The organism is Ectothiorhodospira mobilis (genome assembly GCF_016584115.1).
In the GTDB taxonomy this organism is placed as follows: Bacteria; Pseudomonadota; Gammaproteobacteria; order Ectothiorhodospirales; family Ectothiorhodospiraceae; genus Ectothiorhodospira; species Ectothiorhodospira mobilis.
Map to the genome: position 1 here is coordinate 206448 of NZ_NRSK01000001.1, position 24937 is coordinate 231384.

General features: G+C 69.4%; 21 protein-coding genes, 1 tRNA gene and 1 other RNA gene. 14 read left to right on the forward strand and 9 right to left on the reverse strand.

All coding sequences use genetic code 11. From position 1 onward, the window contains the following. Positions 1–36 precede the first annotated feature (36 nt). Together uvrB and CKO33_RS01010 are read left to right on the forward strand one after the other, a co-directional pair. Positions 37–2055, forward strand: coding sequence for an excinuclease ABC subunit UvrB (gene uvrB, locus CKO33_RS01005; protein ID WP_200178349.1), 2019 nt, complete (start codon positions 37–39; stop codon positions 2053–2055). A 2-nt stretch (positions 2056–2057) separates the two neighbouring features. Next, entirely contained in the window at positions 2058–3386 is a 1329-nt protein-coding gene (locus CKO33_RS01010; RefSeq protein ID WP_338081713.1) for a L,D-transpeptidase family protein, read from the forward strand. Between the two features lie 13 nt (positions 3387–3399). On the opposite strand, the gene CKO33_RS01015 is transcribed toward CKO33_RS01010, so the two are convergent. Then, entirely contained in the window at positions 3400–4116 is a 717-nt protein-coding gene (locus tag CKO33_RS01015) for a superoxide dismutase (protein WP_200178353.1), read from the reverse strand. A 278-nt stretch (positions 4117–4394) separates the two neighbouring features. Between CKO33_RS01015 and CKO33_RS01020 the strand changes: the two genes are divergently transcribed. Then, positions 4395–5798 (forward strand): esterase/lipase family protein, encoded by a 1404-nt coding sequence (locus CKO33_RS01020; RefSeq protein WP_200178355.1) that lies wholly within the window; start codon positions 4395–4397, stop codon positions 5796–5798. Between the two features lie 43 nt (positions 5799–5841). Here the strand turns inward: CKO33_RS01020 and CKO33_RS01025 are convergent. From CKO33_RS01025 to motA, 4 genes are all read right to left on the reverse strand, one after another. After that, positions 5842–5916, reverse strand: a tRNA-Val gene (locus CKO33_RS01025). A 42-nt stretch (positions 5917–5958) separates the two neighbouring features. Further along, positions 5959–6876, reverse strand: coding sequence for a LysR family transcriptional regulator (locus CKO33_RS01030; RefSeq protein WP_200178357.1), 918 nt, complete (start codon positions 6874–6876; stop codon positions 5959–5961). Further along, positions 6873–7739 (reverse strand): flagellar motor protein MotB, encoded by an 867-nt coding sequence (gene motB, locus CKO33_RS01035; protein ID WP_200178359.1) that lies wholly within the window; start codon positions 7737–7739, stop codon positions 6873–6875. Before motB ends, CKO33_RS01030 begins: the two co-directional genes overlap by 4 nt. A 6-nt stretch (positions 7740–7745) precedes the next feature. Continuing rightward, positions 7746–8603: a flagellar motor stator protein MotA gene (gene motA, locus CKO33_RS01040; protein ID WP_200178365.1), complete on the reverse strand. Its 858-nt coding sequence runs from the start codon at positions 8601–8603 to the stop codon at positions 7746–7748. 123 nt (positions 8604–8726) lie between these two features. On the opposite strand from motA, the gene CKO33_RS01045 reads away from it, so the two are divergent. Further along, positions 8727–10151 carry an HDOD domain-containing protein gene (locus CKO33_RS01045; RefSeq protein WP_200178366.1) on the forward strand — a complete coding sequence of 475 codons (1425 nt, stop codon included), beginning with the start codon at positions 8727–8729 and terminating at the stop codon, positions 10149–10151. Between the two features lie 13 nt (positions 10152–10164). Here CKO33_RS01045 and ispG read toward each other — a convergent pair whose 3' ends face one another. Next, on the reverse strand, positions 10165–11400 hold the full coding sequence (ispG, locus tag CKO33_RS01050) for a flavodoxin-dependent (E)-4-hydroxy-3-methylbut-2-enyl-diphosphate synthase (protein ID WP_200178367.1): 1236 nt from the start codon (positions 11398–11400) through the stop codon (positions 10165–10167). Between the two features lie 111 nt (positions 11401–11511). On the opposite strand from ispG, the gene CKO33_RS13785 reads away from it, so the two are divergent. From CKO33_RS13785 to CKO33_RS01085, 7 genes are all read left to right on the forward strand, one after another. After that, on the forward strand, positions 11512–12777 hold the full coding sequence (locus tag CKO33_RS13785; RefSeq protein WP_200178369.1) for a metallophosphoesterase family protein: 1266 nt from the start codon (positions 11512–11514) through the stop codon (positions 12775–12777). Next, positions 12774–16295, forward strand: coding sequence for an ATP-binding protein (locus CKO33_RS13790; RefSeq protein WP_200178371.1), 3522 nt, complete (start codon positions 12774–12776; stop codon positions 16293–16295). The genes CKO33_RS13785 and CKO33_RS13790 overlap by 4 nt, the downstream gene beginning before the upstream one ends. Before the next feature lie 78 nt (positions 16296–16373). Beyond that, positions 16374–16470, forward strand: an RNA gene (gene ffs, locus CKO33_RS01065) — signal recognition particle sRNA small type. Between the two features lie 61 nt (positions 16471–16531). Further along, positions 16532–18235 (forward strand): DNA polymerase III subunit gamma/tau, encoded by a 1704-nt coding sequence (gene dnaX / locus CKO33_RS01070; RefSeq protein ID WP_200178372.1) that lies wholly within the window; start codon positions 16532–16534, stop codon positions 18233–18235. Between the two features lie 68 nt (positions 18236–18303). Further along, a complete protein-coding gene (locus tag CKO33_RS01075; RefSeq protein ID WP_090485708.1) occupies positions 18304–18630 on the forward strand; it encodes a YbaB/EbfC family nucleoid-associated protein in 327 nt (108 codons plus the stop codon). A gap of 4 nt (positions 18631–18634) precedes the next feature. Then, positions 18635–19231 carry a recombination mediator RecR gene (gene recR, locus CKO33_RS01080; protein ID WP_200178373.1) on the forward strand — a complete coding sequence of 199 codons (597 nt, stop codon included), beginning with the start codon at positions 18635–18637 and terminating at the stop codon, positions 19229–19231. A 48-nt stretch (positions 19232–19279) separates the two neighbouring features. Beyond that, positions 19280–19624, forward strand: a complete 345-nt coding sequence (locus CKO33_RS01085) for a histidine triad nucleotide-binding protein (protein WP_200178374.1) — start codon at positions 19280–19282, stop codon at positions 19622–19624. Positions 19625–19634: 10 nt separating this feature from the next. Here CKO33_RS01085 and rsgA read toward each other — a convergent pair whose 3' ends face one another. Together rsgA and CKO33_RS01095 are read right to left on the reverse strand one after the other, a co-directional pair. After that, positions 19635–20519: a ribosome small subunit-dependent GTPase A gene (gene rsgA, locus CKO33_RS01090; RefSeq protein ID WP_200178380.1), complete on the reverse strand. Its 885-nt coding sequence runs from the start codon at positions 20517–20519 to the stop codon at positions 19635–19637. A 55-nt stretch (positions 20520–20574) separates the two neighbouring features. Then, positions 20575–20916 (reverse strand): 4a-hydroxytetrahydrobiopterin dehydratase, encoded by a 342-nt coding sequence (locus tag CKO33_RS01095; RefSeq protein ID WP_200178382.1) that lies wholly within the window; start codon positions 20914–20916, stop codon positions 20575–20577. 155 nt (positions 20917–21071) lie between these two features. On the opposite strand from CKO33_RS01095, the gene orn reads away from it, so the two are divergent. After that, positions 21072–21620, forward strand: a complete 549-nt coding sequence (gene orn, locus CKO33_RS01100; RefSeq protein ID WP_200178384.1) for an oligoribonuclease — start codon at positions 21072–21074, stop codon at positions 21618–21620. A 59-nt stretch (positions 21621–21679) separates the two neighbouring features. Here the strand turns inward: orn and nadB are convergent, their stop codons facing one another. Next, positions 21680–23308 carry an L-aspartate oxidase gene (gene nadB / locus CKO33_RS01105; protein ID WP_200178386.1) on the reverse strand — a complete coding sequence of 543 codons (1629 nt, stop codon included), beginning with the start codon at positions 23306–23308 and terminating at the stop codon, positions 21680–21682. Between the two features lie 368 nt (positions 23309–23676). On the opposite strand from nadB, the gene rpoE reads away from it, so the two are divergent. Both rpoE and CKO33_RS01115 read left to right on the forward strand, forming a co-directional pair. Continuing rightward, positions 23677–24252: an RNA polymerase sigma factor RpoE gene (gene rpoE, locus CKO33_RS01110; protein ID WP_200178388.1), complete on the forward strand. Its 576-nt coding sequence runs from the start codon at positions 23677–23679 to the stop codon at positions 24250–24252. A 29-nt stretch (positions 24253–24281) separates the two neighbouring features. Then, entirely contained in the window at positions 24282–24821 is a 540-nt protein-coding gene (locus CKO33_RS01115) for a sigma-E factor negative regulatory protein (protein WP_200178390.1), read from the forward strand. The last annotated feature ends 116 nt before the right edge of the window (positions 24822–24937 follow it).

The following is a 24937-nucleotide window of genomic DNA, read 5'->3' on the forward strand; positions in this document are numbered from 1 at the left end:
CAAATGATACTGAAACTGACCGAACAAGATAAGCCCATGGGACAGCCTTTCCAACTCGTTACCGACTACCAGCCCGCCGGGGACCAGCCGGGGGCCATCCAGGCCCTGGAGGAGGGCCTGGAGTCGGGTCTGGCCCACCAGATCCTGCTGGGGGTCACCGGCTCGGGCAAGACCTTCACCATCGCCAATCTGATCCAGCGGGTGCAGCGGCCCACCCTGGTCATGGCCCCCAATAAGACCCTGGCGGCCCAGCTCTACGGCGAGATGAAGGCCTTCTTCCCCCACAACGCCGTGGAGTACTTCGTCTCCTACTACGACTACTACCAGCCGGAGGCCTATGTCCCCTCGTCGGACACCTTCATCGAGAAGGACGCCTCCATCAACGACCACATCGAACAGATGCGCCTGTCCGCCACCCGCGCCCTGCTGGAACGGCGCGACGCCATCATCGTCGCCAGTGTCTCCGCCATCTACGGCCTGGGGGATCCGCGGGCCTACCTGCAGATGGTGCTGCATCTGAAGCGGGGGGATGTCATCGACCAGCGCACGGTGCTGCGCCGCCTGGCGGAGTTGCAGTACACGCGCAACGACATGGAGCTCAAGCGCGGCACCTACCGGGTGCGGGGCGAGGTGATCGATATCCATCCGGCGGAATCCGAGCGGGAGGCGGTGCGTATCGAGCTCTTCGATGACGAGATCGAGCAGCTTTCCTACTTTGACCCCCTCACCGGTGAGGTGCTGCGCAAGGTGCCGCGCCTCACCGTCTACCCCAAGACCCACTACGCCACGCCCCGGGAGACCCTGCTGGCGGCCATCGAGCAGATCAAGGCGGAACTGACCCGGCGCCTGCAGGAGCTGCGGGAGGCGGACCGGCTGGTGGAGGCCCAGCGGCTGGAGCAGCGCACCCGTTTCGACCTGGAGATGATGCTGGAACTGGGCTACTGCTCCGGCATCGAGAACTACTCCCGTTATCTCTCGGGCCGCGGCCCCGGGGAGCCGCCGCCGTGCTTTCTGGACTACCTGCCCGAGGACGCCCTGCTGGTGATCGACGAGAGCCACGTCACCGTGCCCCAGCTGGGGGCCATGTACAAGGGGGATCGTTCCCGCAAGGAGACCCTGGTGCAATACGGTTTCCGCCTGCCCTCGGCCATGGACAACCGGCCGCTGCGCTTCGAGGAGTTCGAGGCCCTGGCGCCCCAGACGGTCTACGTCTCCGCCACCCCCGGCCCGTACGAGACCGAGCGGGCCGGGCAGGTGGTGGAGCAGGTGGTGCGCCCCACCGGACTGGTGGACCCGGAGGTGGAGGTGCGCCCGGCCACCACCCAGGTGGACGACGTGCTCTCGGAGATCCGCCTGCGGGTGGAGGCCGACGAGCGGGTGCTGGTGACCACCCTCACCAAGCGCATGGCCGAGGATCTGACGGAATACCTCTCGGAGCACGACATCCGCGTGCGCTATCTGCACTCGGACATCGACACCGTGGAGCGGGTGGAGATCATCCGCGACCTGCGCCTGGGGACCTTCGACGTGCTGGTGGGCATCAACCTGCTGCGCGAGGGCCTGGACATGCCCGAGGTCTCCCTGGTGGCCGTGCTGGACGCCGACAAGGAGGGTTTCCTGCGCTCCGACCGCTCCCTCATCCAGACCATCGGCCGGGCCGCCCGCAACCTTCACGGCAAGGCCATCCTCTACGCCGATACCGTCACCGGCTCCATGCAGCGGGCCATGGACGAGACCCAGCGCCGCCGGGAGAAACAGCTGGCCCACAACGAGGCCCATGGCATCACCCCCAAGGGGGTGCAGCGGCGCATCGCCGATATCATGGAGGGGGCCCATGCCGGCGACACCATGGCCGAGCCCCGGCGCTTTGCCAAGGTGGCGGAGAAGGAGGCCGAATACGCCCGCCGCTCCCCCAAGGACACGGCCCGGGAGATCCAGCGCCTGGAGGAGCGCATGTACACCTGCGCCCGCAACCTGGAGTTCGAGGAGGCGGCGCGCCTGCGGGACGAGATCGAGCGGCTGCGGGAAGGCCTGCTGGGGGTGGTGGAGGAATGATCGTGCCGCACAAGCTGCCCCGTTCCGTGCCCCTGCTGACGGGCCTCCTGGCCGCGCTCTGGTGTACCTGTGCCGCCGCCCAGACCCGCGTGGTCTTCCCCCTGCAGGAGGACACCGCGGTGGTGGGGGGGCTGCGCCATGTGGAGGCCCGCCACGAGGACACCCTCATCGATGTGGCCCGCCGCCACCGGGTGGGGTTCCAGGCCATCCGCCTGGCCAATCCCGAACTCAACACCTGGATCCCCGGGGAGGGGGCCCGGGTGCTGCTGCCGCTGCTGTTCGTGCTGCCGGACACCCCCAAGCGGGGCATCGTCATCAATCTGCCGGAGATGCGCCTGTATCACTTCCACGCCGCCCCCTCCGGGGAGGGGCGGCGTGTCGCCACCTACCCGGTGAGCATCGGCCGCCGGGAATGGGGGACGCCCCAGGGGACCCTGGAGGTGATCCAGAAACGGGAGGATCCCACCTGGACCCCCCCCGATTCGGTACGCCAGGCCTACGCCGCCCAAGGCAAGTCCCTGCCGGATGTGGTGCCTGCGGGGCCGGACAACCCCCTGGGGGCCTATGCCCTGCGCCTGAGCCGGCCCACCTACCTGATCCACGGCACCAACTGGTCCACGGGGATCGGCCTGCGCTCCACCCACGGCTGCATCCGCATGGACAACGACGACATCGGTGTGCTCTTCCCCCATGTGGACGTGGGCACCCCGGTGCATATCGTGCATCAGGCGGTGAAGGCGGGCTGGCGCGACGGTGTGCTCTACCTGGAGGTGCACCCCCCCCTGGAGGAACGGGCCACAGAGTCCTCCCCGCTGGAGACCGCCATGGAGCGGGTGATGGCCGCCGTGGCCGGGCGGGAGGCCCGTGTCGACTGGAACCGGGTGCGGGCGACGGTGACCCAGGCCAGCGGCGTGCCCCGGGCGGTGGGCTGGACGGCGGGTCATGCTGCCGCGCCGTTGCTGGCCACCCCCGCTGCCCCAAAATCCCCGGATGCCGCAGGGGAGGGCGCGGGGCAGCCCCCTTCCGGGGACTCACTCAGCCCGGTTTCCCTCATCCCGGTGCCCGCCGGGGAACAGGCGCAGGACTGGTTCGTGCGCATGGGCCGGTTCCGGGACGAGGAACGGGCCCTGGTGCTCAGCGCCCACCTGGAGGCGGACGGTTTCGCCTCCCGGGTGGTGGGGGGTGCCCGGGGTACGGGGGCCTGGACCTACCACGTCCTGCTGGGGCCGGCCGTGGGCCGGGAAGAGGCCGTGTCCCTGGCCCAGCGGGCTCGCCAGCGCACGGCCCTGGAGGGGGAGGTGATGCGCTGGCCGCCGCCGCAGGGGAGGTGAATGCCGCCTGGGTTCAGCCGCCGGTGGCCTGGGCATAGCGCCGGCTGACCCGTTCCCAGTCCACCACTTCCCACCAGGCCTGCAGGTACGCGCCCCGGCCGTTGCGGTAGTTCAGGTAGTAGGCGTGTTCCCAGAGGTCATTGCCCAGCAGGGGCGTGCCCCGGGGATCGGCCACGTCCATGCGCGGATTGTCCTGATTGGGGGTGGTGGTGATCGCCAGATCGCCGTTCTCCTCCACGATGAGCCAGACCCACCCCGAGCCGAAGCGGTCCAGGCCCGCGGCCTCAAAGGCCTCGCGAAAGCCCTGCAGGGAGCCGAAGGCCTCCTCCAGGGCCCGGCGCAGGGCCGGATCGGGGGTGCCTCCTTCCCCGGGAGCGGTCATGGAGCGCCAGAAGAAGGTGTGGTTCCAGTGCCCGCCGGCGTTGTTGCGCACCGCCGCGGGCCATGCCGAGACGTTTTCCAGCAGCGCCTCCAGGGACATCCCCCGGGCCTCGGGGACTTCCTCCAGGGCGCTGTTGAGCTTGTCCACATAGCCCTGGTGATGGCGTGAATGGTGGATCTCCATGGTCTCGGCGTCGATCACCGGGGCCAGTGCGTCATAGGCATAGGGCAGATCCGGCAGGGTGAAGGGATGGGTCTTCCCAGCAGGCTCCCCCTGGGCCTGGACCGGGGCCAGCGGTGCCAGCCCCAGCAGGAGCAGGAGCAGGATTCTGTGCAGGGAGATGGGCATCGGACTTTCCTCCTTGACCCTTCAGGGTCTGATCTGGAATGAGTCCATCCGAGTATAGCGGCCCCATGGGATTTGCACCCTGACCGGCCCAGTGCCGTCCTGCCGACCGGGATCCCCAGGGGGGGAATCCGGGGCCGGGGGCGGCGTGCGTTCAGGGTACCCCCTCCATCGGAAGACTCCGTGCATCCTGAAGATAGGGAGACGGTCGGCTATAAGGAGCGGATGGGGATCCTCTTTCGCCTGGGCAGGCAGTGGTTTCGGGATGCGGGGGGTGGGTGATGGCTTCAAGACCCTTGGTGATCCTTCACGGCTGGAGTGATGATGGCGCCTCCTTCGACCGTCTGGCGCGCCACCTGGCGGAGGATCCCGGCGCCGCCGTGATCCACCGGATCGCCGTCGGCGACTACCTCACCCTGAGCGACGAGTTACGCTTCGACGACCTGCAGGCGGCCCTGGAACGGGCCTGGAACGAGCGGGGGCTGCCCCGCACCTGCGGCAGCGTGGATGTGATCGTGCATTCCACCGGTGGGCTCGTCATCCGCGATTGGCTGCTGCGGCACTTTGACCCTGGCTCTGCCCCCGTCAGGCACTTAGTGATGCTGGCCCCGGCCAATTTCGGCTCCCACCTGGCCCATGTGGGGCAGTCCATCCTGGGGCGCATCGCCAAGGGATTCATCGGTTCCCGTCAGGAAGGACAGGGCCTGTTGGAGACCGGGGCGGGCATTCTCCGGGGCCTGGAACTGGCCAGCCCCTATACCTGGGCATTGGCGGAGCGGGACCGCTTCGGTCCCTGGGCGGAGGCCTACGGACCCGGTGGCATCCTGTGCACCGTGCTGGCAGGCAATACCGGCTATCGCGGGATCCGGGGGGTGGTGAACGAACCCGGAGGAGACGGGGTGGTGCGTCTCTCCTGCGCCCATCTGGAGTGTGCCCGCATGGCACTGGATCTCATGCCCGGGGCCGCGGCCCCGGGGGAGGGGAATCCCCCCATCGTCCCCCGCATCGTGGAGCAGCGCGCCTCCGGCGGGCGCACCGCCTTCTGTATCCAGGATCGCATCGATCACGGCAGCATCAAACTGGATGCCCCAGCCAGCCGCCTCAGCCGTGCCCAGCGCGAAACCCTGGCCCGGATCCGCCGTGCCCTCACCGTGGAGGACGATGATTTCCTTAGCTTCTGTGATGAATGTGACCGCAACAATCACGCCCTGACCCGCGGCCCCGGGCATCCCCGAGCCGAACCGGGCTTCCAGAACACCGTCTTTCGGGTCCGCGATGACTTTGGCGTCCCGGTCACCGACTATCTTGTGGAGTTCTACCATCCGGATCGCCCCGACGGCGGCGGCCTGGCAGGACAGCTGCACCAACAGGCCCTGAGGGACGTGCATTGCTACAGCGAGGATGCCTCCCATCGCAGCCTCTACCTGGACACCCATCGCTTCCTGAGCCTGGTGGAGCGGGGCGGGGGCCGCCTGGGGTTTTCCCTGACCGCTTATCCCATCCTGGGCTCGGGCGGTGCCGTGGCCGGTTTCCGCACCTTCGCCGATGACGAGATCCGGGACCTGGTCCTGGAGATCGATCGACTCAAGGATTGGCTCGTGCCGCACCGTACCCTGCTGGTGGACATCCGCGTGCACCGACAGCAATCACCCTCGGTGTTCCGTTTGCGGGATGCCCGGGAGTAAAACAAAAAAAGCCCGCTTGAAGCGGGCTTTTCGGAGTTTCGTTTGGTGGGCGGTGCTGGGATCGAACCAGCGACCCCTGCCGTGTGAAGGCAGTGCTCTACCGCTGAGCTAACCGCCCCAACCGAAGAAGGGCGTATTCTATGGGCTTCATGCGGGCCTGTCAACTCCGGGGCAGGGTGGGCAGCCGCAGGACATGACGGGCCTCCTCCAGGGTGAAGTTCAAAAAGGCCTCGCCCACCCTGGAGAAGCGCTTGCCCCGGGGGTGCACCAGGTACCAGTGGCGGCGGATGGGGAAGCCCTCCACGTCCAGGATCACCAGGCGGTTCAGGGCCAGCTCCATCTCCAGGGTGTGCAGGGACAGCACCCCCAGGCCGAGACCGGCCTCCACGGCCTGCTTGATGGCCTCGCTGCTGTGCATCTGCTGGGTGGCGCGGATGGCCACGCCGTGTTCGGCGAAGAAGCGCTCCGTGGAGGCGCGGGTGCCGGAGCCCTTCTCCCGCACCACAAAACCCTCGCCGGCCAGGCGCTGCAGGGGGATGCGCTTCTCCCGGGCGAGGGGATGATCCGGCGGGGCGATGATGACCAGGGGGTTTTCCATGAAGGGGTGGGCCACCGGATCGGAACTGGCGGGCTGGCCCATGATGGCCAGGTCCATGGCATTGATGGCCAGCAGGTTGAGCAGGGCCTCCCGGTTGGTGACCTCCAGGGTGACGGAGACCCCCTGATGGCGCTGGCAGAAGGCGGCGATGAGCCGGGGGACGAAGTAGTTGGCGGTGCTGGCCACGGCGATGGTGAGATGGCCGCGCCGCAGGCCCTTCATCTCCTCCAGCACCATCTCCAGTTCCGACACCTGGGCGGCGATGGCGCAGCTGTAGTGGTAGAGCTCGCGGCCGGCATCGGTGAGGTGGATGCGCTTGCCGATCTGCTCGAACAGCGGCAGGCCCACGTGTTCCTCCAGCTGGCGGATCTGCATGGAGACGGCGGGCTGGGTGAGGTGCAGTTCCTCCGCGGCGCGGGTGTAGCTCAGGTGGCGGGCCACCGCCTCGAAGGCCTTGAGCTGCCGGAAGGTGAAGTTCATGGGGTTGTGGGGGGCGGGGACGTCCGCGATCCGCTGTACTCCACGCCGCTCTGTTCCCGCATCGCCTCCTCCGCCTGCCGGTTCAGCACGATGATGCTGATGCGGCGGTTGATGGGGTTCTGCGGATCGGTCTTGTCAAACAGGACCGTGGACCCCAGCCCCACCACACGGGCCACCTTGTCCTCCGCCATGCCGCCTGCGATGAGGGCACGGCGGGCGGCATTGGCCCGGTCCGTGGACAGCTCCCAGTTGGTGTAGTCCTCCCGCGGGAAACGGCGGGTATCCGTGTGTCCGGTGATGCTGATGCGGTTGGGCACACGATTGATGATCCCCCCCAGCTCCTCAAGGATGTCCCGGGAGTAGTCCTTCAACTGCCCGCTACCCAGGTCGAACATGGGCCGGTTCTCCCGGTCCACGATCTGGATGCGCAGGCCCTCGGGGGTGATATCCAGCAGCAACTGGTCCTTGAAGGGTTCCAGGGCCTGGCTCTTCTCCAGGGCCTCCTCCAGCACCTCCATGAGGGATTCCAGGCGTGCCTCGTCCCGGTGTTCCTGGGCGGATTCGGGATCCTGCGGCTCCACGGCCCCCTCGAAGTCGATGATGGACGGGGAGGTGCCGCTGCCCTCGGTGGGATGGGGCGGGGTGGGACTGATGCCCATGGCGGCCGAGGGGTTCTGGAAGTACTCGGAGATGGCCGCCTTCTGGATCTCGTCGGTGAAGGCCAGGATCCACAGCAGCAGGAAGAAGGCCATCATGGCGATGGCAAAATCGGCGAAGGCGATCTTCCAGGCCCCGCCATGGTGCCCGTCCTTCTTGACGATGCGCTTGATGACGATGGGTTGTTTCTTTTCCTCACCCGCCACGGCGCATCATCCCTTGTTGTTCCGCAGGTATTCCTCCAGTTCGGTGAAACTGGGGCGCAGGGTGGAGGGCATGGCCTTGCGGCCGAATTCCACGGCCACCTGGGGGCTGTAGCCCTGGACGTTGGCCAGGATGCAGGCCTTGAGGCAGGACAGGAACTTGGTCTGTTCCTCGGCCCGGCGTTCCATGGCCGAGGCGACAGGGCCCACGAAACCGTAGGCCAGCAGGATGCCCGTGAAGGTGCCGATGAGGGCCGCGGCCACGAGCCCGCCGATCTGATCGATGGGCCCGTCCAGGGCCTTCATGGTGTTCACGATCCCCAGCACGGCGGCGACAATACCGAAGGCGGGGAGACCGTCGGCCACCCGCATCACGGCATGGCCGGGGCCGGCCACCTCCTCGTGATGGGTCTCCAGGTCGATGTCCATGAGGTTGTCCAGCTCGAAGGGGTTCATCGCGCCGCTCACCACCAGGCGCATGTAGTCGGAGATGAATTCCACCGCGTGATGATTCTTGCGGACCCGGGGATACTTCTCGAACAGGGGGCTGTTCTCCGGTTCCTCGATGTCCTCCTCGATCCCCATCAGGCCCTCCTTGCGGGCCTTGGTGAACAGATCGTTCATCAGGCTGAGCAGGTCCAGGTAGTCCTGCTTCTTGTAGGGCGCCCCCCCCAGCAGCTTGGGGACGGTCTTGAAGGCCTCCAGTACCGTCTTCATGGGGTTGGCGATGAGAAAGGCCCCCAGCGCCGCCCCAATGATGATGATGAATTCGTAGGGCTGCCAGACGAGGATCAATTGCCCGCCGTGCAGCATCCAGCCTCCGAAGACGGAGACGATGACCACAATGGCGCCGATAATGAGATTCACGAGCGGATTTTCCCGATTGTTCCCGTTGTCCGGGCTGGCTTGAGATGGACGGACACGGCCATAATAACCGAATCATGGCAAATCATGAATTGCGTCACACATCAGACTGCGGGAGACCCCTGCATGGACAATGAACGCCTGGAGGCCTGGGTACGGGAACTGGAAGGGGTGGACCTGCCCCTCCTGTCCAGTACGCCGTCCCTGCTCACCGCGGTGGCGGAGGACGAGACCCTGAGCATGCGCGCCGTGGGCCGGTTGGTGCAGCGGGATCCAGGCCTTTCCCTACGGCTCATCCGTGCGGCCAACCAGATCCCCCACCGGCATTTCCGCAACCCGGTGGTATCCCTGGACGAGGCGGTCATGATGCTGGGTCTGCGGCGTGTGATGGAACGGGTCCGGGAACAGCCCCGGGTGGACCAGGTCCTGCCACCGGCGGCGGCGGAACGCTACCGCTTCCTCGCCGCCCGCTGCGCCTTCGCCGGTCTCCTGGCGGAGGGGTGGGGGGAACTGCGCCACGACATGATCCCCCCGGAGGTGGGCCTGGCCGGGTTGCTCTACGGCCTCGGGGAACTCCTGTTCGCGGTGCACGACGAACGCCGCATCGCCCGCTATCTGGATCTGGTGCGCCGCAGCGACGTCTACCCCAACGAGGCGGAATACGTCGCCCTGGACGTGAGCCTGGAGGCGGTGGGGCACCGCCTGGCGCTGCGCTGGGAACTGCCCGCCATGGTGCAGGAGTGTACCTGCCCTGCCAATGCCCGCCATCCCCGGGCCCTGGGGGTGATGCTGGCGGCGGAACTGGCCCGCGATGCCCTGGAGGGCTGGACCCGTGCCGAGGCCGGGATACGGCTGCAGCAGGCGGCGGCGTATCTGGAATGCGGTCCGGAGGAGCTGATCGGGCAGATCAACGTCGCCACGGAGGACTTCAACCGCTATGCCGAGCTCTACGCCATGGATCCCCTGGGCGGCCTGGATCCGGAATCCCCGCCGGCATCGGTATGCGCCGTGCTCCCCCCCGGCCTCTGCCTGGCGCCGAGGCGGGACTGCCTGGAGCGGGCCCGGCAACGGCTGGCCGCCGGGACCCTGGAGGACCGGGACGCGGTGCTGGATACCCTCCTGGATGGTCTGCACCGCGGGTTGGGGCTGAACCGGGTGGTCTTCGCCCGCCTCGACGAAAACGGCGAGCGCCTGGAGGCGGAACGGGTGGAAGGGGCGGACCATGAACCGGAGTTCGACCGCTTTCAGGTGGATCTGAACGGGGGGCACCTGGTGTCGGTGGTGATGCAGCGGCCCTCGGCCTTCTGGTTACACGACGGCAACCGCGAGGACATCTGGCCACGGGTGCCGGAGGGGCTGCGGCATCTGATCCGGGTGCGGGGCTTTCTCATGCACTCGGTGTTCGCCGGGGAGCGGGCCGAGGGCCTGGTCTATGCCGACCGGCGTTCCCTGGACTGCGCCCTGGATGCCCCCACAGCGGGCGAGTTCAAGGCCCTGGTGGCCCTGGCGGCGCGGGAGCTGACCCGCCTGGCGGGGCGGGCCGCCGGGTGAACGGGGAGGGGGGTCACCCCCCCTGCCCGTAGCGGCGCTGCACGTAGCGGTCCACCAGTTGCTGGAACTCCCGGGCGATGTCCTCCCCCTTGAGGGTGACGGTCTTCTCGCCGTCCTCGTAGACGGGGGCCACGGGGGTTTCGCCGGTGCCCGGCAGGCTGATGCCGATGTCGGCGTGCTTGCTCTCCCCCGGGCCGTTGACCACGCAGCCCATGACGGCCACGGTCATGTCCTCCACCCCGGGATAGCGGCCGCGCCACTCGGGCATGCGCTCACGGATGTAGTCCTGGATGTCCCGGGCCAGGTGCTGGAAGTAGTCGCTGGCGGTGCGGCCGCAGCCGGGGCAGGCCACCACCGCCGGGGTGAAGCGGCGCAGCTCCAGGCTCTGCAGGATCTCCTGGGCCACCTGCACCTCCTTGCTGCGGGAGGCGCCGGGCTCCGGGGTGAGGGAGACCCGGATGGTGTCGCCGATGCCCTCCTGCAGCAGGACCGCCAGGCCCGCCGTGGAGGCGACGATGCCCTTGACCCCCATGCCGGCCTCGGTCAGACCCAGATGCAAGGGGTAGTCGCAGCGGGCCGCCAGGTCCCGGTAGACCCGGATCAGGGGCTGCACGCCGCTCACCTTGCAGGAGAGGAGGATGCGGTCGTGCCCCAGGCCGATCTCCTCGGCCCGGGCGGCGCTGCCCAGGGCCGATTCGATCAGGGCCTCCCGCTGCACGGCGTCCGGGTCCAGGGGCTGCCCGCGGCGGTTGTTCTCGTCCATCATGCGCGCCAGCAGTTCCTGGTCCAGGCTGCCCCAGTTGACGCCGATGCGCACCGGCTTGTCATGGCGGCAGGCCATCTCGATCATCTCGGCGTACTGGCTGTCCCGCTTGGCGCCGCGGCCCACGTTGCCCGGGTTGATGCGCAGTTTGGCCAGGGCCTCGGCGCAGGCGGGATGGCGGCTCAGCAGGCGGTGGCCGTTGAAGTGGAAGTCGCCGATGAGGGGGGCGTCCACCCCCATGGCATCCAGACGCTCGCGGATGCGGGGGATGGCCGCCGCCGCCTCCTCGGTGTTGACCGTGAGGCGCACCAGTTCCGAGCCGGCGCGGGCCAGTTCCGCCACCTGGGCCACCGTGGCCTCCACGTCGGCGGTGTCGGTGTTGGTCATGGACTGGATGACCACCGGGGCGTCCCCGCCGACCACGACGTGGCCGACGCGGACCGGGACGGTGGGATGGCGACGATCATCGGGACGGGATGCAATCATGATGCGGGGGATACCGGGTTGTTCGAAGGGGTTCATGGTACCAGTTCGGCAAACGCGGCACAGGTCCGCGAGGGCGGGGGGATGACACGACGCAAGGAACGGGGGTAGGCCATGGAGTTCCTGCACGCTGCGGATCTGCACATCGACAGCCCCCTGCGGGGCCTGGACCGCTACGAGGGGGCGCCGGTGGAACGGCTGCGCAACGCCACCCGTGCGGCCCTGGAACGGCTGGTGGACGCCGCCCTGGCCCGGCGCGTGGATTTCGTGCTCCTGGCCGGGGATATCTTCGACCGGGACTGGCAGGATTTCCACACCGGCCTCTTCTTCCGGGAGCAGATGGTGCGCCTGCACCGGGGCGGGATCCCGGTGTTCATGATCCTGGGCAACCACGACGCCCAGGGGGTGATCACCCGCCAGCTGCCCTGGCCGGAGAATGTCACCGTCTTCTCCAGCCGCCGGCCGGAGACCCACCGCCTGGATCCCCTGCAGGTGGCCCTTCACGGCCGCAGTTTTCCGGACCGGGCGGTGGAGGAGGACTGGGTGCCCGCCTATCCGGATCCCGTGCCGGGGTATTTCAACATCGGCCTGCTGCACACCAGCCTGGGCGGCCGCCCCGGACACGACCGCTACGCCCCCACCGACGCGGCGACCCTGGCCGCGCGGGGCTATGACTACTGGGCCCTGGGGCATGTCCACACCCGGGAGGTGGTGAGCGAGACCCCCTGGATCGTCTTTCCGGGCAACCTCCAGGGGCGGCACGCCAACGAGACCGGACCCAAGGGCTGCGAACGGGTGCGGGTGACCCCGGCCGGGGTGGAGGTGGAGCCCCTGGAACTGGACGAGGTGCGCTGGCACCGCCTGCGGGTGGATCTGCACGGGGTGGAGGACCTCGTCCCCCTGGGCCGGACGGTGACCCGAAGCCTGGGGTCGGCCCTGCCCCCGGGGGACGAGCGCCTGCATGCCGTGCGCGTGACCCTGGCCGGGGCCGGGGAGGGGCTGCACCACCTGGAGGCCCGGGTGCCGGGCACCCTGGAGGCCCAGGTGCGGGCCGCAGCCCAGGACCTGGACGGCATCGATGTCTGGATCGAGCGGGTGGACTGGCTGCGGGCGTCCCCCGTGGACCGGGCCGTGGCGGCGGCGCGGGACGATGCCGTGGGGGAACTGGTGCGCCAGGTGGATGCCCTGCTGGCGGATCCCGGGGCGGCCCGGACCCTGGTGGAGGCGCAGCTCGCAGAACTGCGCCAGCGCCTGCCCGCCGAGGTGGACCCCGGTCTGCTGGACACCCTGCAGGACCCCGAAGGACTGCGCGCGCTGCTGCTGGACGCGGAGGCCACCGTGCGGGCGCGCCTGGAGGACGGGGAGGGGGAAACGGAATGAAACTGATCCGCCTGAGACTGGAGGCCTTCGGACCGTTCACGGACACGGAACTGGTGTTCGGCGAGGCGGGACAGGTGGACGGCCTGCATCTGATCCACGGCCCCAACGAGGCGGGCAAGTCCTCGCTGCTGCGGGCCATGGCCGACCTGCGCTTCGGCATCCCGGCGAAGACGCCGGATGCCTTCCTGCACACCTATGACCGCCTGCGCATCAGCGCGCTCCTCCAGGACGAGCAAGGCCGTCCCGTGGCCCTGTCCCGGCGCAAGGGCAACCGCAACACCCTGCAGCAGGTGCCGCAGGATCTGGTCTGTCCCAAGACCCCGGAAGCGGCCACACCGGAGCAGGAGCGGGCCCTCACCGGAGGCCTCGGAAGACGCGAGTTCGAGCAGATGTTCGGGCTGGATCACGCCCGCCTGCGGGAGGGGGGGCAACAACTGCTGGAGGGCCGTGGGGAACTGGGGGCGGCCCTGTTCGAGGCCAGTGCCGGCACCCGGGGGATCCCCGGGGTGCTGTCGCGTCTGGAGGCGGATGCCAAGGCCTATTTCAATCCCCACGGGCGCAGCACGCAACCGGTCATCAACCGGGCGTGGAACGAGATGGAGTCGCAGCGCCGCCTGCTGCGTTCGGCCCAGACCCGCCCGGCCCAGTGGCAGCAGCTGCAGCGGGAGCACCGCAGTGCGGCGGAGGCCCTGCAGGCCCTGGAGGAGGAGTTGGAGGCCGGGCGCCGCCGGGAACGGGAACTGGCGGAATTGCGCACCGTGGCCCCGCTGTTGCAGGACCTGGACGGCCTGCGCCGTCAACTGGACGGGCTCGCCCGGGTCCCCGATCTGCCCGAGGATGCCCGGGATCGCCGCCTGGCGGCGCAGCAGGCCCTGGAGCGGGCCGCCAGCGATGTACAGGAGGCCCGGGACCGGGAGGTCCAATGTGCCCGGCGCCTTGCCGCACTGACCGTGGAGAACCGTCTACTGCAGCACGCGGACGCCATCGAGCGTCTGGCGGCGCGTCTGGATACCGTGGCCGAGGCGCACACGGAACTGCGCCGGCAGCGGGCCCGCAGCCGGGATCTGGAACAGCGTCTGGAACAACGGGCAGAGCGCATCGCCCCCGGGGCCGGGGCCCCGGACCTGCTCCAGGCACGGCCCTCGGAGGCGGACCGGGTGGCCCTGGACGCGGCCCTGGAGGCCCTTCCCGGATTGGTGCAGCGTCTGCAGGACCGGCGCCAACGTCTGCAACAGCTGGAACAGGAGGAGCGGGACGCCGAAACGGACCGGACGCAGGCGGACACCGCCGCCCGGGAGGCCCTGGTGCAGGCCCTGCAGCGGGCCCGGGCCCTGGGGGACGTGGATGCCCGCCTGCAGGAGCAGGATGCGGCCATCGATACCCTGGCGCAGGCGCAGATCCGGGCCCTGGAGGAGCTGGGCTCGGGCGACTGCGGGGCCCTGCGCGGGGCGCGCCCCCTGCTGGCGGCCGAGATGGACGCCGCCGGGCGCAGCGTGGACGGCCATGAAGCAGAGCAGGAACGTCTGGATCGGGAGGAACGGTCGTTACGCAGCGAACTGGAGGAACAGCGCCTGCGCCGACAACAACTGACCGCCGGGGGGGAGGTGGTGACAGCGCAGACCCTGCGCACCGCCCGTGCCCGCCGCGATGCCCTCTGGGCGGGCATCCGCCGGGTCTGGGTGGAGCGCTCGGCGGATCCCGGCGAGGCCTTCCAGGGACACGAGACCGGCGGCGATCCGGTGCGCGCCTTCGAACAGGCCGTGGACCAGGCCGATCACCAGGCAGACCTGCTGCGGGTCGACGCCACCCGCGCCGCCGGCATTGAGGAATGCGGGGCGCGCATCGCCCGCATGGAGGCCCGGCTCGGGGAGATCGAGGCGGAGCGCCGGCAACTGCAGGCGGCCCGGGAGGCGCACCGGGAACGCTGGCGGGCGATCCTCAAAGAACGCGGTCTCCCCTCCCTGGAGCCCGCAGCCCTGCGCCAGTGGCAACAGCGCCGGGAGACGGTGCTGGAGGCCCAGGATCGTCTGGAGCGCCAGCGTGTGCAGCGCAACCGGGAGGCCGCCGCCCGGGAGGCGGCGGTGCGGGAGCTCAAGACCGCCCTCGAGACCCTGGGACAACCCCCTTCCACGACGGAACTGGGGGCCCTGATCGAGGCGGCGGCGACCTGGGAGCAACAGGCCACCGCCTTCGAGGCCCGCCACGAGGAACGCCGCCGCGCCGCCCGGCAACGGCAGCGGGAACGGGAATCCCTGCAGGCGGAGATGGAGGAACTGCAGGCCCGCCGTGACGGGTATGCCCGCACCCTGGCCGCCTGGCACGGCCGCCTGCATCTGCCAGCGGATGCCGACCCGGCAGCGGTGCGGGCCCGTCTGGAGGAGCTGGATGAACTGGGACGGCTGCAGGCGGATCTGGAGGCCCTGCGGGAAGGGCAGGACCGCCAGCAGGCCCTGGTGGATGCGTTCTCGGACCGGGCCCGGGACCTGGCCCGGCTGCTGCAGGAGCCCGAGCCCGGGGACCCCGAGGACCTGGCGGCCCGACTCCGGGACCGGCTGCGCACCGCCAGGGAGCGGGAGCAGCAGCGCCGCAACCTGGAGCAGGAACAGGTCCGGGCGCGGGCGGATGCGGCCCGCGCCGAGGAGATCCGCCAGCGCCAGGAGGCGGTGCTGGAATCCCTGGCGGCCGCCGCCGGGGTCCCCCGTGCGCAGCTGCCGGAGATGGAGGCCCGCGCCGCCCAGAAGCGCGGCGCCCGTGAGGAACTGCGCCGGCTGGAGGCACGGCTCTCCCGCAGTTCGGCGCGCCCCGAGGCGGATCTGCGAACGAGCCTGGAGGGGCTGGACCTGGCGGCCATCGAGTCGGAACAGGCCCGCTGCCGCGCCGGCATCGAGGGCCTGGAGGCGGACGTAAAGGCGGCCCGGCAGCGGGAGGAGGCGGCCCGGCGTGCCCTGGAGGCGGTGGACACCTCCGGCGAGGCCGCCCGTGCCCGCGAGGCCATGGAGTCGGCGGCGGCGGGCATGGCGGCCGCCGTGCATCCCTGGGTCCGCCTGCGCCTCGCCCACGCCCTGTTGCAACAGGCCCGGGAACGTTTCCGGGAGCGCTCCCAGGGTCCCATGGTGGAGGCCGCCTCCCGCCATTTCCATCTCATGACCCACGGCCGTTACCCGCGCCTGGAGACCGACGACACCCGGGAACCGCCGGTGCTGCGGGCGGTGCGCCGGGATGACCGGCGGGTGGAGGTGGACGCCCTGAGCGAGGGCACCCGCGACCAGCTCTACCTGGCCCTGCGCCTGGCGGCCCTGGAGCTGCACGGGGCGGGGCGAGGGGCGATGCCCCTGGTACTGGACGATGTCCTGGTGACCACGGACGACCACCGTGCCGCCCGTGTCCTGCGGGCCCTGGCGGCGTTTGCCGAAGGGGGGCAGGTCCTGCTCTTCACCCACCATCGTCACCTGCTGGACGTGGCCCGGGGGGCGGTGGACGATGCCCGGCTGCGCATCCATGAACTGGGGCATGCTTGACGCTCCTCTGGCCGCACGCCCATAATCCGACCCCTTGCAGCGCAAGCGTGCCTGTAAGACCCTGTCCATGGTGACCCGCATCGGTCCCCCCGCGACAATAAGCTGCGAACCCCGCCAGGCCCGGAAGGGAGCAACGGTAGCAGTGGACTTGGGCGCCGGGGTGTGGCTGGTGCGGGTTGCCGCCCTTTCGAGGCCGTGACGGGCCTGCCTCCCTCCGCCATTCCCCGAAGACGCCCATGAGCTATCAGGTCCTGGCCCGCAAATGGCGCCCCCGCACCTTCGACGAGCTGGTGGGGCAGCCCCACGTGGTCCGTGCCCTGGTGAATGCCCTAAGGGAGCAGCGCCTGCACCATGCCTACCTTTTCACCGGCACCCGGGGCGTGGGCAAGACCACCATCGCCCGTCTCCTGGCCAAGTGCCTCAACTGCGAGACCGGCATCACCCCTGAGCCCTGCGGCCGCTGCAGCGCCTGCCGCGAGATCGACGAGGGACGCTTCGTCGACCTGATCGAGGTGGACGCCGCCTCCCGCACCCGGGTGGAGGACACCCGCGAGCTTCTGGAGAACGTCCCCTACGCCCCCACCCGCGGGCGCTTCAAGGTCTATCTGGTGGACGAGGTGCACATGCTCTCCACCCACAGCTTCAACGCCCTGCTCAAGACCCTGGAGGAGCCGCCGGAGCATGTGAAGTTCCTGCTGGCCACCACCGATCCCCAGAAGCTGCCGGTGACGGTCCTCTCCCGCTGCCTGCAGTTCAACCTCAAGGCCATGCCCCCGGAGATGATCGCCCATCACCTGGAAGGGGTGGTGCAACGGGAGGGGCTCTCCGCCGAGGCCGGTGCGGTGAAGCAACTGGCCCGCGCCGCCGCGGGCAGCATGCGCGATGCCCTCAGCCTGCTGGATCAGGCCATCGGCTACGGCGGCGGCGGCCTGCGCGAGGCGGAGGTGCGGGAGATGCTGGGGGCCATCTCCGGCGAGCACCTGGCCGGCATCCTCCGCGCCCTGGCGGCGGGGGACGCCCGCGCCCTCATGGATGCCGTGGCGGCGCTTTCGGCCCAGGCCCCGGACTATGCCGCGGTGCTCTCGGAACTGGTGGCCCTGTTGCACCACGTGGCGGTGGTACAACAGGTGCCCGGTGCCCTGGAGAGCCTGGAGGCGGACACGGGCCTGCTGCGGGAGCTGGCCGACGCCCTGGATCCGGGTACGGTGCAACTCTTCTATCAGATCGCCCTGGTGGGTGGTCGGGACCTGCCCCTGGCCCCGGATCCCCGGCTCGGCCTGGAGATGGTCCTGCTGCGCATGCTGGCCTTTCGTCCGGCGGATACCGAACCCACCTCTCAGTCCCGGTCCCCGGACGGGCAGGCGGTAGCGGCAGGGCCGGCGGGGCAGGGCGCGGGCCGGGGCGCCCCCCCGCAGACCCCCGGGCCAAGATCCGAGTCCACCGCCTCGGCTACGACACCGCCCCCCGCCGCCCCGGCGGCGGACGCCCCCGCCACGGCATCCAGGGACGGGGACGCCGGGCAGGGAGGGGCGCAGCCGGAGGATCCCCATGGCGGTCCCCTGGACTGGGATCATCTCGCCGGTCGCCTGGGGCTCACGGGCCTGGCCGGGGAGTTGGCCCGGCACTGCGCCCTGATGGATCGGCAGGCGGGGGAGCTGGTCCTGGGTCTGGATGCCGCCCACGGGCACCTGAACACCGAACGCTCCCGGGAGAAGCTGGAGGCCGCGGTGCGCTCCGTACTGGGGGAGGCGATGCGGGTGCGGATCCAGGTGGGGGAGACCCAAGGGGAGACCCCGGCCGCGCGCCAGGCCCGCCACCAGGCGGAACGCCAGCAGGCGGCGGAGCGCGCCATCCGCGAGGATCCGGTGGTGCGGGGGGTGATGGAGACCTTCGATGCAGAACTGGTACCCGGATCGGTGCGCCCGCGGCAGGAGGACTAGCCCCCCCGCCCCGGACGACCTGTTAAACTACGGGTTTTTTACACGAGCGAGAATACAAGGGTAGCGACATGTTGAAAGGCGGACTTGGCAACTTGATGAAGCAGGCCCAGAAGATGCAGGAGGACATGGCCAAGGCCCAGGAGGAGCTGGCCGGGATGGAGGTGACGGGTTCTGCCGGCGGGGGCATGGTGAGCGTCACCATGACGGGCAAGCACGCGGTGCGCAAGGTGAGCATCGACCCCAGCCTGCTGGAGGAAGACCGGGACATGCTGGAGGACCTGATGACGGCGGCCATGAACGACGCCGTGCAGAAGGTGGAGGAGATGAGCCGCGAGCATCTCTCCAATGTCACCCAGGGCATGGGCCTGCCCCCGGGCTTCAAGATGCCGTTCTGATCCCATGAGCGCGGCGCCGCTGCTGGATCAGCTGGTGGAGGCCCTGCGCTGCCTGCCCGGGGTGGGCCCCAAGTCGGCGCAGCGTATGGCCCTCCATGTCCTGGAGCGGGACCGGCCGGGGGCCCTGCGCCTGGCCGGTGTGCTGCAGGAGGCGGCGCAGCGTATCGGACATTGCCGGGTCTGCCGCACCCTGACGGAGGCCGAGGTCTGCCCCATCTGCGCCGATCCCGGGCGCGACGGCCGGGTGATCTGCGTGGTGGAGACCCCCGCGGACGTACTGGCCATCGAGCAGGCCACGGGATTCCGGGGCCGTTATCACGTCCTCCTGGGGCAGCTCTCGCCCCTGGACGGGATCGGACCGGAGGAACTGGGGCTGGACCGGCTGGAGGCCCGTCTCTCCCGGGAGGGGGTCGGCGAACTGATCCTCGCCACCGGTACCACGGTGGAGGGGGAGGTGACCGCCCACTACATCGGTGAGATGGCCCGCGAGCGGGGGATCCGTACCACCCGCATCGCCCACGGCGTGCCCCTGGGGGGCGGCCTGGAATACGTGGACCGGGGGACCCTCTCCCATGCCTTTGAGGGCCGCCGGGAATACTGATCATGCGGCACGGCGCGTGCCGCAGGCAGCGTTCTTCAGAGGAAACCCATGACGGACTGTATCTTCTGCCGCATCGCCCAGGGCGAGATCCCCGCGGACTCGGTCTACGAGGACGACGGGATCCTGGCTTTTCGCGACCTCAATCCCCAGGCGCCGGTGCATATCCTGGTGATCCCGAAGCGCCACATTGCCACCCTCAACGACCTCTCCGACGCGGATACCGCCCTGATCGGACGGATGCACCAGGTGGCCGCACAGCTGGCGCGGCAGGAGGGGATCGCCGAAGACGGGTACCGTACCGTCATCAACTGCAACCCCGCCGGCGGGCAGTCGGTGTATCACCTCCACCTGCACCTTCTGGGCGGGCGGCAGATGGCCTGGCCCGCCGGCTGATGCCGGCGCCTTACCCCGTCTCTTCGATGAGCGCGCGGTAACTGGCGAAACGCCGCGGGCTCACCCGGCCCGATTCCAGCGCGGCGCGCACGGCACAGCCCGGTTCCACCGTATGGCTGCAGTCGTGGAAGCGGCAGCCGGCGGCCAGCTCCCGCAGTTCCACGAACCCCTGCAGCACCTCCCGGGGGGAGGCCGGGGGCGGGGTGAAGTCCCGCACCCCCGGCGAGTCGATGAGATCCCCTCCGGTATCCAGGCGGTAGAGGGTGGCATTGGTGGTGGTGTGGCGGCCGCCTTCGCCGCCCATGGCCGACAGGGCCCCGATGCGGATCTCCAGATCCGGCAGCAGGGCCTTCACCAGGGAGGACTTGCCCACCCCCGACTGCCCCACGAGGATGCCCGTGCCCCGGGAGAGGGTCTCCCGCAGGACCTCCAGGCCCGTGCCGTCTTGGGTGCTCAGCGCCAGCACGGTATAGCCCAGGTCCCGGTATTCCGACAGCGGCGCCGGGGGTGGCCCGTCCCGCAGCAGATCCCGTTTGTTGAGGACGATGATTCCCCGGGCGGGCAGCTGCTCGATGGCCACCAGGCAGCGGTCCACCAGGGACCAGTTGGGTTCCGGGTCCGGGGCGACCACCACCGCCACCTGGTCCAGGTTGGCGGCCACGCGCTTGCGTTTGCGGCTGCGGGGGTCCATGCGCTCCAGCAGGTTGCGCCGGGGCAGGATGCGGGTGACCACGCCATGGCCCTGGGGATCCCGGTGCCAGTGCACATGGTCGTTGCACACCGCGTGCTCCAGGCGGCGGCGGGCGGTGCAGCGGTGGATTTCTCCCGCCTCGTCCCGCACCAGCATCTGCGATCCGAAGCGGGTCACCACCCGGCCGTTTTGGGGGTCGGTCATGGGGCTCCCGGGCCGATGGATGGGATGCGGCCATCCCGCCCGGGGCCCCGCTGTTTCAATCCTGCAACAGGCGGTCCACCCGGGCGGCGCAGATGAAGTCGTTGTCCGACAGTCCGCCGATGGCGTGGGTGCTGAAATGCACCCGGCAGGTATTGTACCCCACCTCCAGGTCCGGGTGATGGTCCTGGCGGTGGGCGATCCAGGCCACGGCGTTGACGAAGGCCATGGTGTGGTGGAAGTCCTTAAAGCGCAGGGTGCGGCTCAGGCCGCGGCCTTCCTCGTCCAGCGACCACTCGGAATCCAGGGCCTGCAGCCGTTCCCGGGCCGTTTCCGGTTCCAGCGGCTGGGTGCCCCCCTCGCAGGGGGTGCAATGGCGGGTGTGCAGATCGGTATGCATCGGGGAACCTCCTGCGCTGCGCGCATCGAGGTGGATGTCCGGTCCCGGACCGGAGGGCGCCTCGAAACGGATCGCCCTGTGCATGTAGACTGTTCACCGGCCCTGGCGTTCGCCGCGACCGGGCCGTCTCCCCCAACCGACAGATAAGGACCCCCATGAACCCGAATCCGGAGAACCTGGTCTGGATCGACCTGGAGATGACCGGTCTGGATCCACAGGCGGATTACATCCTGGAGATCGCCACCATCGTCACGGACAAGGACCTGAATGTCCTGGCGGAAGGGCCGGTGATTGCGATCCACCAGAGCGAGGAGATCCTCGGCCGCATGGACGACTGGAACCACAGCACCCACGGAAGATCCGGGCTCATCGCACGGGTGCGCGAGAGCATCTACAATGAGGTGGACGCGGAACAGGCCACGCTGCGTTTCCTCAAGGATTACGTGCCGCCGCGCACCTCCCCCATGTGCGGCAACAGCATCTGCCAGGACCGGCGCTTCCTCTACCGCTGCATGCCCGACTTAGAGGCCTTCTTCCACTACCGCAACCTGGACGTAAGCACCCTCAAGGAGCTGGCCCGCCGCTGGGCGCCGGAGGTGCTGAACCAACTCTCCAAGGGGGCCTCGCATCAGGCCCTGGAGGACATCCGCGATTCCATCGCCGAACTGCGCCACTACCGGGAACACCTGTTCCGGCCCCGGTGACGGGGCCTTCCGGCCCCCTGCCGGCGGGGACGGCAGGGGGCGGCCACGCCCCGGGCGGATCAGCCCGTACCCGCCGGGTCCATCACCGTGGGCCGCCCCTCCAGGGCCGGATCCCGGTCGGGATAATCGATGGTGTAGTGCAGCCCCCGGCTCTCGCGGCGGCTCAGGGCGCTGCGGATGATGATCTCCGCCACCAGCGCCAGGTTGCGCAGCTCGATCAGGTCGTTGCTGACGCGGAAGTTGCTGTAGTACTCGTGGATCTCCCCCTGCAGCAGCTCGATGCGGCGCAGGGCCCGTTGCAGGCGCTTGTCGGAGCGCACGATGCCCACGTAGTCCCACATGAAGCGGCGCAGTTCGTCCCAGTTGTGGGAGACCACCACCTCCTCGTCGGAATCGGTGACGCGACTCTCGTCCCAGGCGGGGATCGGGGGCGCCGGCTCGGCCTGGTCCGCGCGGGCGCCGATGTCCCGGGCGGCTTCCCGGGCGAAGACCAGGCATTCCAGCAGGGAATTGCTGGCCATGCGGTTGGCCCCGTGCAGGCCGGTATAGGCCACCTCACCCACGGCATAGAGCCCCGGCAGGTCGGTGCGGGCCTTCAGGTCGGTCATCACGCCGCCGCAGGTGTAGTGGGCGGCGGGCACCACCGGCAGGGGGTCGCGGGTGAGGTCGAAGCCGTACTCCAGGCAGCGCTCGTAAATGGTGGGGAAATGCCCCTTCACGAAATCGGCCGGCTGGTGGGAGATGTCCAGGTACACGCACTCCACGCCCAGGCGCTTCATCTCGTGGTCGATGGCCCGCGCCACCACGTCCCGGGGGGCCAGTTCGGCGCGGGGGTGGAAACGGTGCATGAAGGGGGACCCGTCCGGCAGCAGCAGACGTCCGCCCTCGCCGCGCACGGCCTCGGAGATGAGGAAGGACTTGGCCTTGGGGTGATACAGGCAGGTGGGATGGAACTGCATGAATTCCATGTTGGCCACGCGGCAGCCCGCCCGCCAGGCCATGGCGATGCCGTCGCCGGTGGCGCCGTTGGGGTTGCTGCTGTAGAGATAGACCCGGCTGGCCCCGCCACTGGCCAGGACCACCGCGGGGGCCTGGAAGATCTCCACCCCCTGGGTGTCCAGGTTGAGCACATAGGCCCCCAGGCAGCGGGGCTCGGACAGGCCCAGCTTGCGGGTGGTGATCAGATCCACCGCGATATGGTTCTCGAACAGCTGGATGTTGGGGTGCCGGCGCACCTGCTCCACCAGGGTCATCTCGATGGCGCGGCCGGTGGCGTCGGCGGCGTGCACCACGCGGCGGTGGCTGTGGCCGCCTTCGCGGGTCAGGTGCAGTTGCACGCGGCCATCGGGGGTGGGTTCCCGGGTGAAGGGCACGCCCAGGTCCAGCAGCCACTGGATGCTTTCGGGGCCATGGGACACGGTCTGTTGCACCGCCGCCTCCTCGCACAGGCCGGCCCCGGCCTCCAGGGTGTCGCGCACGTGGGCCTGCACCGAGTCCTGCTGGTCCAGCACCGCGGAAACACCGCCCTGGGCATAGAGGGTGCTGCCCTCGGTGATGGGTCCCTTGCTCAGGACCATGACCCGTTGCTCATGGGCCAGATGCAGGGCAAGGCTCAGTCCGGCCGCACCACTGCCGATGATCAGGACATCCCCGCCATGGTGGTGGGAGCTTTGTGCATGCTCTTGCATGGGTGTGGATTCTCCTTCTTGGGTCAGGCCGGGGGCTACCGGGCCACGGGAGGGCCGGGATGCCGTCCGTGCCGCAAGAATCAATGAGGGCGCGAAATCCCGGGGGGACAGGGACTTTCTTGAGGCGCCTTCAGGATCTGGGTTATTTTGTCACCACTTTGCATGGCATCCATGCAGCGCGGGGCTGCACTCCGGGACCGCTCCGAACGGGTCCCGGAGGGACCGGGAAAAGAATGATCCATGACAGGTCTCGGAGGGAAATCCCCGTGCGGGCCCTTGGGTCCGTCCAATATGCACGAACTTCACGAGGGTTTTCATGTCCATCGCAGGTAGGGTACAGGACGTGCCCCCAGGGGGGGAATGCCCGTATGGGCAATAACATCACCGACGAGGAGTTGGTCAGGCGCGTCCAGTCCGGGGACAGGAAGGCGTTCGATGTGCTGGCCCAGAAATACCAGCACAAGATCGTGAATCTGGTCTCCCGCTATGTGCACGATCCCTCCACTGCGCTGGATGTGACGCAGGAGGCCTTCGTGAAGGCCTACCGCGGCCTGGCGAACTTCCGGGGGGAGAGCGCGTTCTATACCTGGCTGTACCGGATCGCCATCAACACCGCGAAGAATCACCTGGTCTCCCAGGGGCGGCGCACGCCGGACTTCGAGGTGGATGCCCAGGACGCGGAGCAGATGGGCGGCGAATCCGCACTCAAGGAATATGCAACCCCGGAAGGGGAACTGCTGTCCGACGAGATACGTATTGCCGTGCAGGAGGCCATCGCGGCCCTGCCGGAGGATCTGAGGACCGCCATCACCCTTCGCGAGCTGGAAGGCATGAGCTACGAAGAGATTGCACAGGCCATGGGCTGTCCCATCGGGACCGTGCGTTCGCGGATCTTCCGCGCCCGCGAGGCCATCGACCGGACCCTGCGGCCCCTGCTGGAATAAACCGGATTCCAAAAGACGCGAGAAGTCCCATGACTGCCACTAAAGAGGAACGTCTCTCCGCGCTGGCCGATGACGAGGCCCAGGCCTTCGAAGTCCGCCGCCTGGTGGATGAACTGGAACGGGACCCGGAGACCCTGGCGCGATGGTCCCGCTACCATCTGATCGGGGATCTCCTGCGTGATCGAACGGGTCCCCTGGCGCCGCCGGACTTCTCCCGACGCATCATGCAGGCCATCGAGGAGGAGGACGTGCCCCGGGCCGGGTGGTGGGTGCGCCATGGGCGCCTGGCCCGGCCCGCGGCCGGCGTGGCCATGGCGGCTGTGGTGGCCGCCGCGGTCCTGCTGGGGGTGCAGTCCCTCTCCGACCGCCCCGGTGGCGGCGGCGCGCCCATGGCCGCCGGGGAGGGGGTTGCCCCCTCCCTGGATGCGGTGGACGGGGGCGGTTTCCGGCCGGTGGCCGAGGGCCTGAACTCAGACCGCCTCCTCACCGCCTCCCCCGACGATCCGGAGCGTTTCCGCTCCTCCCCCATCGAACGGGTGGATGCCCGCATGGGCAGTTATCTCCCCTGAATTCACAGAATAAGCGCAACGCCTGAACGGATAGAGGGTGGGTCAGCTGCCGCCGTAGAATGGGTGGCTCTCACCCCAAACCCATTCAGGGGTACCGATGAGGCACTACAGGCAGC

Coding starts and splice junctions, on each gene's coding strand:
- uvrB (WP_200178349.1), top strand. CDS start 37: ATGGGACAGCCTTTCCAACTCGTTACCGACTACCAGCCCGCCGGGGAC.
- CKO33_RS01015 (WP_200178353.1), bottom strand. CDS start 4,116: ATGCCCATCTCCCTGCACAGAATCCTGCTCCTGCTCCTGCTGGGGCTG.
- CKO33_RS01020 (WP_200178355.1), top strand. CDS start 4,395: ATGGCTTCAAGACCCTTGGTGATCCTTCACGGCTGGAGTGATGATGGC.
- CKO33_RS01030 (WP_200178357.1), bottom strand. CDS start 6,876: ATGAACTTCACCTTCCGGCAGCTCAAGGCCTTCGAGGCGGTGGCCCGC.
- CKO33_RS01045 (WP_200178366.1), top strand. CDS start 8,727: ATGGACAATGAACGCCTGGAGGCCTGGGTACGGGAACTGGAAGGGGTG.
- ispG (WP_200178367.1), bottom strand. CDS start 11,400: ATGATTGCATCCCGTCCCGATGATCGTCGCCATCCCACCGTCCCGGTC.
- CKO33_RS13785 (WP_200178369.1), top strand. CDS start 11,512: ATGGAGTTCCTGCACGCTGCGGATCTGCACATCGACAGCCCCCTGCGG.
- CKO33_RS13790 (WP_200178371.1), top strand. CDS start 12,774: ATGAAACTGATCCGCCTGAGACTGGAGGCCTTCGGACCGTTCACGGAC.
- dnaX (WP_200178372.1), top strand. CDS start 16,532: ATGAGCTATCAGGTCCTGGCCCGCAAATGGCGCCCCCGCACCTTCGAC.
- CKO33_RS01075 (WP_090485708.1), top strand. CDS start 18,304: ATGTTGAAAGGCGGACTTGGCAACTTGATGAAGCAGGCCCAGAAGATG.
- recR (WP_200178373.1), top strand. CDS start 18,635: ATGAGCGCGGCGCCGCTGCTGGATCAGCTGGTGGAGGCCCTGCGCTGC.
- CKO33_RS01085 (WP_200178374.1), top strand. CDS start 19,280: ATGACGGACTGTATCTTCTGCCGCATCGCCCAGGGCGAGATCCCCGCG.
- rsgA (WP_200178380.1), bottom strand. CDS start 20,519: ATGACCGACCCCCAAAACGGCCGGGTGGTGACCCGCTTCGGATCGCAG.
- CKO33_RS01095 (WP_200178382.1), bottom strand. CDS start 20,916: ATGCATACCGATCTGCACACCCGCCATTGCACCCCCTGCGAGGGGGGC.
- orn (WP_200178384.1), top strand. CDS start 21,072: ATGAACCCGAATCCGGAGAACCTGGTCTGGATCGACCTGGAGATGACC.
- nadB (WP_200178386.1), bottom strand. CDS start 23,308: ATGCAAGAGCATGCACAAAGCTCCCACCACCATGGCGGGGATGTCCTG.
- rpoE (WP_200178388.1), top strand. CDS start 23,677: ATGGGCAATAACATCACCGACGAGGAGTTGGTCAGGCGCGTCCAGTCC.
- CKO33_RS01115 (WP_200178390.1), top strand. CDS start 24,282: ATGACTGCCACTAAAGAGGAACGTCTCTCCGCGCTGGCCGATGACGAG.